The sequence below is a fragment of the Glycomyces dulcitolivorans genome, assembly GCF_003265355.1.
GTDB classification, from domain to species: domain Bacteria; phylum Actinomycetota; class Actinomycetes; order Mycobacteriales; family Micromonosporaceae; genus Glycomyces; species Glycomyces dulcitolivorans.
The window spans coordinates 1-10,838 of sequence record NZ_QFRW01000243.1 but is presented as its reverse complement, the minus strand read 5'-3'; the positions used below and the strand labels follow the sequence as shown (position 1 = coordinate 10,838).

The 10,838-nt window shown below is 70.3% G+C and carries 14 protein-coding genes and 1 other RNA gene; 11 read left to right on the top strand and 4 right to left on the bottom strand.

Annotation, left to right across the window (positions count from 1 at the left end; translation table 11 throughout):
* The 4 genes from DI269_RS16235 to DI269_RS16220 form a co-directional block, all read left to right on the top strand.
* A partial coding sequence (locus DI269_RS16235) for a M23 family metallopeptidase (RefSeq protein ID WP_157975036.1) occupies positions 1-700 on the top strand: 700 nt, incomplete at its 5' end.
* Between the two features lie 74 nt (positions 701-774).
* A complete protein-coding gene (gene smpB, locus DI269_RS16230; protein ID WP_112137637.1) occupies positions 775-1,284 on the top strand; it encodes an SsrA-binding protein SmpB in 510 nt (169 codons plus the stop codon).
* Between the two features lie 105 nt (positions 1,285-1,389).
* Positions 1,390-1,767: a transfer-messenger RNA gene (gene ssrA, locus DI269_RS16225) on the top strand.
* 97 nt (positions 1,768-1,864) lie between these two features.
* A complete protein-coding gene (locus tag DI269_RS16220) occupies positions 1,865-2,314 on the top strand; it encodes a DUF2269 family protein (protein WP_112137635.1) in 450 nt (149 codons plus the stop codon).
* Here the strand turns inward: DI269_RS16220 and DI269_RS16215 are convergent.
* Positions 2,311-2,895 (bottom strand): YqgE/AlgH family protein, encoded by a 585-nt coding sequence (locus DI269_RS16215; RefSeq protein ID WP_112137632.1) that lies wholly within the window; start codon positions 2,893-2,895, stop codon positions 2,311-2,313. The genes DI269_RS16220 and DI269_RS16215 overlap by 4 nt on opposite strands.
* A 270-nt stretch (positions 2,896-3,165) precedes the next feature.
* The gene (gene mca, locus DI269_RS16210; RefSeq protein ID WP_112137629.1) at positions 3,166-4,017 is read right to left on the bottom strand and encodes a mycothiol conjugate amidase Mca; all 852 of its coding nucleotides are present in this window, start codon (positions 4,015-4,017) and stop codon (positions 3,166-3,168) included.
* A gap of 207 nt (positions 4,018-4,224) precedes the next feature.
* Between mca and DI269_RS16205 the strand changes: the two genes are divergently transcribed.
* Positions 4,225-4,668: a DUF4307 domain-containing protein gene (locus tag DI269_RS16205; protein WP_112137626.1), complete on the top strand. Its 444-nt coding sequence runs from the start codon at positions 4,225-4,227 to the stop codon at positions 4,666-4,668.
* 131 nt (positions 4,669-4,799) lie between these two features.
* Positions 4,800-5,294 (top strand): transcription elongation factor GreA, encoded by a 495-nt coding sequence (gene greA, locus DI269_RS16200; protein ID WP_112137623.1) that lies wholly within the window; start codon positions 4,800-4,802, stop codon positions 5,292-5,294.
* A 49-nt stretch (positions 5,295-5,343) separates the two neighbouring features.
* On the opposite strand, the gene DI269_RS16195 is transcribed toward greA, so the two are convergent.
* Positions 5,344-6,618, bottom strand: a complete 1,275-nt coding sequence (locus DI269_RS16195; RefSeq protein ID WP_112137620.1) for an ABC transporter ATP-binding protein — start codon at positions 6,616-6,618, stop codon at positions 5,344-5,346.
* Positions 6,619-6,983: 365 nt separating this feature from the next.
* Between DI269_RS16195 and ilvA the strand changes: the two genes are divergently transcribed.
* The 5 genes from ilvA (at position 6,984) to DI269_RS16170 (ending at position 10,273) form a co-directional block, all read left to right on the top strand.
* The gene (gene ilvA, locus DI269_RS16190) at positions 6,984-8,198 is read left to right on the top strand and encodes a threonine ammonia-lyase (RefSeq protein WP_112137618.1); all 1,215 of its coding nucleotides are present in this window, start codon (positions 6,984-6,986) and stop codon (positions 8,196-8,198) included.
* A 3-nt stretch (positions 8,199-8,201) separates the two neighbouring features.
* Positions 8,202-8,891, top strand: a complete 690-nt coding sequence (locus DI269_RS16185) for a uracil-DNA glycosylase (protein ID WP_112137615.1) — start codon at positions 8,202-8,204, stop codon at positions 8,889-8,891.
* 22 nt (positions 8,892-8,913) lie between these two features.
* On the top strand, positions 8,914-9,129 hold the full coding sequence (locus DI269_RS16180) for a hypothetical protein (protein ID WP_112137612.1): 216 nt from the start codon (positions 8,914-8,916) through the stop codon (positions 9,127-9,129).
* Between the two features lie 8 nt (positions 9,130-9,137).
* Positions 9,138-9,419, top strand: coding sequence for a hypothetical protein (locus DI269_RS16175; protein ID WP_112137609.1), 282 nt, complete (start codon positions 9,138-9,140; stop codon positions 9,417-9,419).
* Between the two features lie 86 nt (positions 9,420-9,505).
* Positions 9,506-10,273 (top strand): alpha/beta hydrolase, encoded by a 768-nt coding sequence (locus tag DI269_RS16170; protein ID WP_112137607.1) that lies wholly within the window; start codon positions 9,506-9,508, stop codon positions 10,271-10,273.
* Positions 10,274-10,341: 68 nt separating this feature from the next.
* On the opposite strand, the gene DI269_RS16165 is transcribed toward DI269_RS16170, so the two are convergent.
* On the bottom strand, positions 10,342-10,838 hold a 497-nt coding region (locus DI269_RS16165), incomplete at its 5' end, for a hypothetical protein (RefSeq protein WP_157975035.1).

Below are 10,838 nucleotides of genomic sequence, written 5' to 3'. Positions count from 1 at the left end.
GAACACCGCCGCCACCGCCCAGGCCGCGGCCGAGGCCGCCGAGGTCGCCGCCGCGCAGGCCCTCGCCGACGCCCAGGTCCGCGCCGCAGAAGCGGCCGCCGCGCAGCTCGCGGTCCAGCAGCTCCAGTCCGACCAGGAGGCCGCGCTCGCGGTCGCCGAGGACTCCCGCGACGACGCCCAGGCCGACTACGACGAGCTCGAAGCCGAGTCCGAGCGCCTCGCCGACGCGCTGCGCCGCGAGGACGACGATGACGACGATGACGACGGCGACTCCGGCGGCGGCTCGTCCTCCGGGGGCGGCGGCGGTTGGGTCGTGCCCGTCGACGGCTGGAAGTCCTCGGACTTCGGCTGGCGCATGCACCCGATCTTCGGGTACGCGCGCCTCCACGGCGGCACCGACTTCGCCGCGAGCTCGGGCACCACGATCCACGCCGTAGCCTCCGGGAAAGTGGTCTACGCGGGCTGGAGCTCCGGCTACGGGAAGCTCACCTGCATCGCGCACGGCGGCGGCGTCACCTCCTGCTACGCGCACCAGTCGAGCATCTGGGTGGACTACGGCGAGCGCGTCGACCGCGACGAGGGCATCGGCGCGGTCGGCACCACCGGCGACAGCACCGGCCCGCACCTCCACTTCGAGGTCCGCGTCCACGGCGAGCGCGTCAATCCCGTCAACTACCTTCCTTCCTGCCTGTGCCGATAAGGTAGCCACGGCGCACGCTTGCGAAGCCGTAAATGTGCTTGGCCATACGAATGTTCGATCGTTAAGCTTGCTGCGTGTCCAAGAAAAAGCAGGAGAAGGTCAAGCACTCGGGTCCCGAGCGCTCGGTGGTGACGACCAACAGGAAGGCCCGCCACGACTACGAGATCCTGGACACCTACGAGGCCGGCATGGTCCTGTCCGGGACCGAGGTCAAGGCCCTGCGCCAGGGCCGGGGGAACATCGTCGACGCGTACGCCGAGATCCACAACGGCGAGGCCCGCGTCCACAACTTCCACATCCCCGAGTACGACTACGGGACGTGGACCAACCACCCGCCCCGGCGCATCCGCAAGCTCCTGCTCCACCGCTCGGAGCTCGACCGGCTCGCGCCGAAGCTCGACGAGGCCGGCCTGACGCTGGTCCCGCTGTCGGTGTACTTCCTCAACGGGTACGCCAAGATGGAGCTCGGGCTCGGGCGCGGCCGCAAGAACTACGACAAGCGGCAGGCCATCGCCAAGCGCGAGGCCGACCGCGAGATCGAGCGGGCCGCCGGCGTGGCCGCCAAGCGCGGCCGCCAGGGCTAGCGGGAATATCGGTTCGCCCCCGCCCGTTGCAGGGGGGTAGGATTCAACCGCACAACTGAACAGGGTGATGAACACTCACTCGACGTTGCACCTGGCACCCATCCAGGGGCTGATCGGTTTCGACTCCGTACGTTGACGTGAGGGAAGCGGGTCGAGGAAGCCAACGCCGTCTCGTAAACCGATGTTGGAAACCAATAAGTGCCAACGCAAAGCAACGCACTGACTTCGCCCTCGCTGCCTAAGCGAGTGTGAAGTTTGCCGCTCCAGGGGCGCATCCGCCCTGGATCAGCGGCATCATCTTAGGATGCTGTGGCCGACGTCTTGATCGCTGGGACGTCGTCCGAGACTTTCGGCGATTAGAGCCCGTCACACCGACTCGTCCGCGTGATCGGTGGGGCTCGATAAAAGGCACAGCGGACTGCACCCGGAGAAGCCTCACGAAGGCCGCGGAGGACCAGGGTTCGATTCCCTGCAGCTCCACAAGCGACAGGCCGGGACGCGGAAGCGTCCCGGCCTTTCTCGTGCCCCGGGAACAGGTGTTCCGGCGGCGTGATGACGTGTATGTCCGTAAGATCACAGTATGCACACGTTGTTGGTGATCCTGCACGTGCTGACGGTGGTGATCTGCGTCGGCCCGGCCATGCTGCTGCCCTGGCTCGGCGAGCGCGGGCTGCGCGAGCGGGACGGCGACCGCGTGCACCAGGCGGGGCGCCGCACGATGCTCTTCAACGCGCTGACGCTGGTCGCGGCCCTGTTCGGGGTGCTCGTGACGACCACCAGCGACCGCTACTCGTTCGCCGACGCGTGGCTCATCATCGCGACGACGCTGTACGTCGTCGCGGTCGTCAACGGCGCGGCCGTCATCCCCGGCGTGCTCGCGCGCATCGGCAAGGAGCTCCAGGACGCCCACGGCGTCATGGACGGCGAGGCGCTCGAACAGCACCGCGGCCGGCTCCTGGCCCTGTCGGGCCTCAACCTGGTCTTCTACACCGCGGTCGTCATCCTCATGGCCTGGCGGCCCGGCTCCTAGTTCATCGCCGGGTCGGCCGGGTAGTGCGCGACAGCCGAGAGCATGCCGCCCTGGCGCTTCCACACCATCGACCACAGGTCCTCGGGGCTGGCCGAGAACGGGTCCGCGGGGAGCGCGTCGAAGACCATCCAGGCGCCGGCGTCGATCTCCGACTCCAGCTGCCCGGGGGCCCATCCGGCGTACCCGGTGAAGACGCGCATGCCCTCCAGCAGCGGGGCCACTTCGTCGGGGTCCCGTGACAGGTCGAGGGTGCCGAGCCGTCCGAGGACGGGCCGGAACGCCTCTGAGAAGGGCGCGTCGGCCTTGCGCCAGCCGAGCCCGATGGCGGCGTCCGGCTGGACCGGGCCGCCCTCGAACAGGACGGCGGGGTGGCCGGCGAGCAGGGCCCACTGGTCGAGGTAGTGGGCGACCTTCCGCTCGGTGGCGCGGTTGAGGACCACGCCGAGCACGCCGTCGGACTCGTGTCCGACGCCGATGACGACGGTGCGGTCGAAGTTGGGGTCCTGGAGTGTAGGCGTGGCGACGAGGAGACTGCCGACGAACGACTTCGTCCGAGCCGGCGAGGTTTCGCGACTGACCATGGGGCCACCTCCGTTCTGCGCCCGCCTCCGCGTGAGAGTGCATCCGGGGCCTGGGTGCGGCCCGTTTCTCCCGCACGGTATCCCGCGGGAGCGCGCTTGCAGCAAGGTTCTCGCACTTTCCGGAGAAATACACCGTGGTGTCGGGAGGCCGACAGTTGTTTCCTCACGGAGGGTGCGCGGAAGGGGACGATCCGCCGTCGCCGACGTCGTCGCAAGTGGAAAAAGGGGCCCCAGGTTCCCCTGGGGCCCAAGTGAATCGATGAAGCGGTGCTAGCGGAGTCCGGCGAAGAGGTCGTCCTCGGGCAGCCGGGTCTCGATGCGGGACTCGACGAGTTCGTAGTCCTCGGTCGGCCACGCCTTCTCCTGGATCGCGCGCGGCACCGCGAACCAGAACCCGTCCGGGTCGACCTGGGTCGCATGGGCCTTCAGGGCCGCGTCGCGGATCCCGAAGAACTCGGCGCACTCGACGCGGGTGGTCACCCGCTCGCCCTTGTCGCGGGTCCAGTCGCCGGCGTCCATCCACTCCTTGTAAGGGGAGTCGAGTCCGGCGTCGACCATCGCGTAGTGCAGGGCCTCGATGCGCGCCTTGCCGAACGAGTGGTTGTAGTAGAGCTTGAGCGGCTGCCACGGCTCGCCGCGGTCCTTGTATCGCTCGGGGTCGCCGGCGGCGTCGAAGGCCGCGACGGAGATCTCGTGGGTCTTGACGTGGTCGGGGTGCGGGTAGCCGCCCTCCTCGTCGTACGTGGTCACCACGTGGGGCTTGAACGAGCGCATGATCTCGACCAGCGGTGCGGCCGCCTCCTCGGTGGGCACCAGGTAGAAGGCGTCCTCGGGGAGGTCGATGCCGGAGTCGGGGAGCCACCCGTCGGGCAGGCCGGAGTCGGTGAAGCCGAGCCAGTGCTGCTCGACGCCGAGGATCTCGCGGGCGCGGGCCATCTCCTCGCTGCGGATGCGCGGGAGGTTCTCCTGGACCTCGGGCCGGTCCATCTTCGGGTTGAGGACGTCGCCGCGCTCGCCGCCGGTGCACGTGACCACGAGGACCTCGATGCCTTCGCGCACATAGCGCGCCATCATGCCGGCGCCCTTGCTCGACTCGTCGTCGGGGTGGGCGTGCACGCACATCAGGCGCAGTGTGCTTCGGTTCGTCACAGCAGTCGACCTCGCTGGCTGGGAGACAGGGATTCGGGCGCTCGGACCGACTCGCGCACTGCGGTAGTTGTCGGCTCCGGCATTCTGTGCAACGATACTCGATAATCATTGCTTCCCGGTTCCTCCCGGAATCCGGACTCCCGGCGGCGAAGCCGCTGATCGCGAAGGAAAGCCGCGCCAATGACTGAGACGCAGACCACGGATGGACGCGTGCCGGAAACGGCCCCTGTGTCCTTCCCCGACGGTCGCTACGGTCGCCGCCGCGAGCCCTCCCGGCGCCGCCCGGCGACGACCGCGGTCCTCACGTTCGGCGTCATCGCGGCCGGCGTCGTCACCGCTTGGCTCCTCACCGAGTCGTACGGCCAGGACGAGGTCTCCGAGCGCCTGCTCGCCTTCGACGACGCCGTCCCCGGACAGGTCGAGATCACCTTCGAGGTCTACAAGCCGGCCGGCGAGGGCGCCACGTGCGCCGTCCGGTCCCGCGACCTCGCCGGAGCCGAGATCGGCTACGCCGAGGTCGAGATCCCGGCGGACCAGTCCACGCGCGTGGAGACGACCTACGTCCTCCCCGTGGAGGGCGACGTCAATACCGGTGAAGTACTGAGGTGCTGGCAGGCGGACTGAACGCAGACTTACGGCCCGTCGCACCGCATCCCGGTCGGCGGGCCTTTCGCTATCCGGGGCCCGCGCCGGGCGCGGCGCGCCGAGGCGGGAACCCGTACCACGGATCGCACTATTCGGAGGATTGAGAAGACATGGCTACCGAGACGAACCAGGGCACTTGGCTGACGCAGGAGGCCTACGACCGCCTGAAGAGCGAGCTCGACGAGCTCATCGCGAACCGGCCGCTCATGGCAGCCGAGATCAACGCCCGCCGCGAGGAGGGCGACCTCAAGGAGAACGGCGGGTACCACGCCGCCCGCGACGAGCAGGGCAAGCAGGAGGGCCGCATCCGCCAGCTCCAGGACCTGCTGCGGAACGCGAAGGTGGGCGAGGCGAAGGAGAGCGACGAGATCCAGATCGGCACCGTCGTCACCATCGCCTTCGACGGCGACCCCGACGACACCGAGAAGTTCCTCCTGGGCTCCCGCGAGATCGCCGCGACCACCGACCTCACGGTGTACAGCCCCGACTCGGCGCTGGGCGCCGCGATCCTCGGGCACAAGATCGGCGAGACCGTCGCCTACAAGACCCCCAAGGACATCGAGATCTCCGTGAAGATCGTCGAGGCCGAGAAGTTCCTCGGCTAAAACGGACGTGCGGAAGGGGGCCCTCCTCGGAGGGCCCCCTTCGCTTCGCCTATGCGCGCTGCGTCCAGCCGACGTCGATCCGCTTGCCGTACTTGTCGAAGTAGTGCAGGGCGTCCATGTGGACGGCCACGGTGATCGGCTGCCCGGCGGACACCGGGATGTGCGGCGGGAGCCGGAAGACGAGGTCCGCGGGCTTGCGGATCGGCCCGGAGTCGGTCTCGCGGCGCTCGGCGGGCGCCTGCCCGAAGCCGGAGAACAGGCCGCCAAGGCGCCGGCGCGGCTTCGAGCCGTTGCGCGCCAGGTCCGGCTTGTCGCCGATGCCGTCGGGGACGACCGCGGTCGCGCCGATGTCGAGGAACACGAGGGTCTCGTGGCCGTGGTGCTCGTAGAAGCGGACGCGGCCCTGGATCGACTGGCCCGGGTGGCCCTCGGCGACCGGCGCGAGCGCCTCGGCCCGCATGCCGACCACGATGTTCTCGCCGTGGTAGCGGGCGACGGCGCGGCCGCGCAGGTCGTGCCAGGGCAGTCGCAGCTCCTGGTCGCCGAAGTCGAGCGCGACGTACCGGTCGAGGAACACGTTGACGCGCGCTTCGAGGAGGTTCATGCGCGGGGTGCCCAGGAACGCGGCGACGTACATCGTCGCGGGCCGCTCGTACACCTCGTCGGGGGTGCCGACGTCCTGGAGGACGCCCTTGCGCATGACCGCGACCCGGTCGGCCATCGTCAGGGCCTCGGTCTGGTCGTGCGTGACGTACAGGGTCGTCGCGTCGTGGCGGCGCACCAGCGAGGAGATCTCCGTGCGCAGCTCGGCGCGCAGGCCCACGTCGAGGTTCGACAGCGGCTCGTCCATGAGGAACAGCCGCGGGCGCCGCACCAGGGCCCGGCCCATGGCGACGCGCTGCTGCTGGCCGCCCGAGAGCTGGCTGGGCTTGCGGTCGATGAGGTCGGAGATGCCCAGGGCCCCGGCCATGTCGCCGACGGCGTCGGGCACCGACTGGGCGCCGTTGTTCCTGCCGAGCTTGAGGGGGAAGCCGATGTTGTCGCCGACGGACATGTGCGGGTAGAGCGCGAAGGTCTGGAAGATCATGGCGGCGTTGCGTTCGCGCGGGGGCAGGTCGTTCGCGAACTCGCCGTCCAGGAGGATCTCGCCGTCGGAGGGCGTCTCGAGTCCGGCGACCATGCGGAGCACGGTGGACTTGCCGCAGCCGGAGGGTCCCAGCAGGACGAGGAACTCGCCGTGGTTGACCTCCATGCTGAGCGAGTCCACGGCCAGGGTGTCGCCGGGGAACACCTTTGAGACGTTCTTCAGCGTGACAGCAGTCACCGTTGACTCCAGGGGTTCGAGGGTATGGACGGGTGATGGTCGGGGCGGCGGCGCTGGGCGGGCGTTGCCGGTCGATGACTCGCGAGCTTCGCCATGGTTAAGGGATGACTGTTCGTAGCTTAAGCCTTCCGGTCTCGTTGAGTAACGGGGGTCACCCCCTGTCACGAGAGGTGAACACCGATTCACGCTAGGTGCGACCTGCGGTTTCGGTACCGGGCCGTTGCCGCCCAAGGGGGTTCGGAATCGACATTCCGGACCTCGGGCCCGATTCGGGCAACCGCTTGCGGGTATTCGCGGGGCCGTCTCCAACCCTCCCGCGGACGCCGTGCGGCCACCCTCCGCACCGCGGGCACTACCATCGAGGCGTGACGGAGCTCGTGACCCTTTCCGACGTCCGCGAAGCCGCGGACGCCCTCGCCGGGATCGTCCGGCGCACCCCGCTGGAACCCTCGCGCGACCCCGTCCTCGACGGCGTCCACCTCAAGTGCGAGAACCTCCAGCGCGCCGGGTCGTTCAAGATCCGCGGCGCCTACATGCGCGTCTCCGGCCTCAGCGAAGAAGAGCGGAAGCACGGCGTCGTCGCCGCGTCCGCCGGCAACCACGCCCAGGGCGTCGCCCTCGCCGCCTCCACCCTCGGCATCCGCTCCACCGTCTTCATGCCCGAGTCGGCGCCCCTCCCGAAGGTCGCCGCCACCAAGGGATACGGCGCCGACGTCATCCTCGGCGGCCTCACCGTCGACGACGCCCTCGAATCCGCGCACCGCTTCGCCGACGAGACCGGCGCCGTCCTCATCCACCCCTTCGACCACCGCGACATCGTCGCCGGCCAGGGCACCATCGCCCTGGAGATCCTCGAACAGCTCCCCGAGACCGCCACCATCGTCACCTCCGTCGGCGGCGGCGGCCTCATCGCCGGCATCGCCGCCGCGGCCAAGCAGCTCAAACCCGGCATCCGCATCATCGGCGTCCAGGCCGAAGGCGCCGCCTCCTATCCGAACTCCCTCGCCGCCGGAAAGCCCGTCAAGCTCGACAAGATGCACACCATCGCCGACGGCATCGCCGTCGGCCGCCCCGGCGACGTCCCCTTCGCCCACGTCGCCAGCCTCGTCGACGAGATCGTCACCGTCACCGAAGAGGACATCAGCCGCGCGCTCCTGTCCCTCCTCGAACGCAACAAGCTCGTCGTCGAACCCGCCGGCGCCACCGCCTACGCCGCCCTCCTCAACTACTCCGTCGCCTACGACGAGCCGTGCGTCGCCGTCCTCTCCGGCGGCAACATCGACCCGCTCCTGCTGATGCGCCTCATCGAACACGGCCTCGGCGCCTCCGGCCGCTTCATGCGCGCCAGCCTGCGCTGCGCCGACCGCCCCGGCGCCCTCGCCTCCGTGCTGCGGCTCGTCGGCCGCTACGGCGGCAACATCGTCGACGTCTACCACCAGCGCTCCGACCCGCGCCTGAGCGTCGGCGAAGTCTCCGTCGACCTCTCGATCGAGACCCGCGGTTCCGAACACACGACCGAAATCGTTGCGGCCCTGCGCGACGCGGGGTACTTCGTGTCGGTGGAGGGTCCTAGCATCTGAGGCATGACCAAAACGCTTGACGAACTCATGGAACCCGGCTGGGCCAAGGCCCTCGCCCCCGTCGCCGACGACGTCGCCAAGATGGGGGAGTTCCTCCGCAACGAAGTCGCCGAGGGCCGCAAGTACCTCCCCGCCGCCGAGCACATCCTCCGCGCCTTCCAGCAGCCCTTCGACGACGTCAAGGTGATCATCGTCGGCCAGGACCCCTACCCGACCCCCGGGCACGCCATCGGCCTGTCCTTCGCCGTCGCCCCCGACGTCCGCCCCATCCCCAAGAGCCTCGTCAACATCTTCAACGAGTACCGCGACGACCTCGGCCACCCCCTCCCCGCCAACGGCGACCTCACCCCCTGGGCCAAGCAGGGCGTCCTCCTGCTCAACCGCTCCCTCTCCGTCGCCCCCGGCACCCCCGCCTCCCACCGCGGCAAGGGCTGGGAGCCCGTCACCGAGCAGGCCATCAAGGCCCTCGCCGAACGCGGCGGCCCCGCCGTCGCCGTCCTCTGGGGCGCCGACGCCCGCAAGCTCAAGGACCTCCTCGGGGCGATCCCCTCGATCGAGTCCGCCCACCCGTCCCCGCTCAGCGCCCGCCGCGGCTTCTTCGGCTCCAAGCCCTTCAGCCGCGTCAACGAGCTCCTCGCCGAGCAGGGCGGTGAGCCGGTCGACTGGCGGCTCCCGGCGCTGAACGAGTCCTGAGCGGCCGGGATACGGTTGGGTCGTGGGAATCGAGATCCTGGCACAAGAGTTCGGGCCGGAACGCGACCAGGCGATGGCCGGGCCGCTCGGGCTGTTCGTGACCGTCTTCCTCGTCGTCGTGACGATCTTCCTCATCCGCGGGATGAACAAGCACGTCAGGAGACTCAACGAGCGCGTCGCGCGCGAAGCCGCCGCTGAAGCGGCCGCCGCGGCCGACGACGACGAGCCGCGCGCCTAGGCCCGACCGTGCCCCGAAAGAACCGCCGCCGGGACGAACCCCGGCGGCCGACCTCCGGCGCCCAGGACCCGAGCCTCGTGGACGGTCCCGGGGGACCCGTCCGCGTGCGCCGCATCCCCGGCGCGGGCGCCGAGAAGAGCTACCGGTGCCCCGGCTGCGACCTGGAGATCCAGCCGGGCACACCGCATGTCGTCGCCTGGGCCGACGACGGCGACGGCGACGACCGCCGCCACTGGCACACCGGCTGCTGGAACGCCCGCGACCGCCGCAGGCCCGGCCGCTGGCGCTGAGGCCCTGAGCCCTGTGACACAGCGGGTGGTCCCGCACCCCCGCCACCGGGGATAATTCCGGCGTGGCTGTCATCAGATCCGCGAGCATGCTCCCCGCACGACGCGAGGCGCTCACGCTCCACACCGCCGACGGGCTCGAACTCGTCGGCGAACTCGCCCTGCCCGCCGACCGCGAGCCCGAGGCGACCATCGTGTGCGTCCACCCGCTGCCCACCCACGGCGGCATGATGGACTCGCACATCTTCCGCAAGGCCGCCTGGCGGCTCCCCGCGCTGGCCGACATGGCGGTGCTGCGCTTCAACACGCGCGGCACCGAGTCGCAGCAGGGGACCAGCCAGGGCGCGTTCGACCACGGCGTGGGCGAGCGCTTCGACCTCGCCGCCGCGGTCGAGTACGCCGAGTTCGCGGAGCTGCCGCGGCTGTGGCTGGTCGGCTGGTCCTTCGGCACCGACCTGACCCTCAAGTACGGCCTGGAGCCGGGCGTCGAGGGCGCGGTCCTGCTCTCCCCGCCGCTCCGCTACTCCAAAGAGGACGACCTGGAGCGCTGGGCCGAGGACGGCCGCCCGCTCCTGGCGCTCATCCCCGAGCAGGACGACTACCTCCAGTACCCCGAGGCGAAGCAGCGCTTCGCCCCGGTCCCCCAGGCCGAGGTCGTGGAGATCGCCGGCGGCGGCCACCTGTGGGTCGGCAAGGCCGAGGAGGCCCTGGACCGCATCGTGTCCCGCATCCTCCCCGACCGCGCCCCGCTGCCGACCACTTGGGACGGTCCTATGGAGCGCGGCGACACTTCGGCGTACGCGAACAAGTCCGTAGCCGCATTCGGCGGTTTCTTGCCGAAGCCTGAAAGGGAATAGGGGACCGACGACGACCTGAAGCCGCCTTCAGGCGGCTTCAGGTCCCATTCGGTTGCGGCCCTGCGGGGTCAGGTGCAGTCGAGGAATTCGATGATGCTGGGGGGCATCGCGGTGTCGGTGCAGCCGGTGACGGCGACGAGCTCGTCGCCCTCGATGCGCCAGACGCGGCGCTCGGTCGAGCCCTCGCCGTCGCCGCCGGAGCCACCCGGAAAGTCCACTGTGGCGGCGACGTAGCCGCCGCCGTCGGCGCACCAGCTCTCGATGATCTCGCCGTCTTCCAACTGCTCGCTGATCCGCCCGCCGAGGACGGCCGGGTCGGTGCAGACGGTGCCGGTGCTCTCGGGATTGGTCGCGGCATAGGTCGCGAGGGCGGCGCCGCCGAGGAGCGCTCCCGTGAGTGCGATGCCGGCGGTCGCGGTGGCGATGGACCGCAGCCGGGGGCGCAGGCCGACCCGCTCGCGGCCGGGCCGGTACGGCGCCAGCTCGGTCGAGACCGCCACGGTGACGGGGCGGAGCCCGCGGCGGGGGAGGGTGCCGGCGGCCACTGAGTCGGGGCGCATGCCGG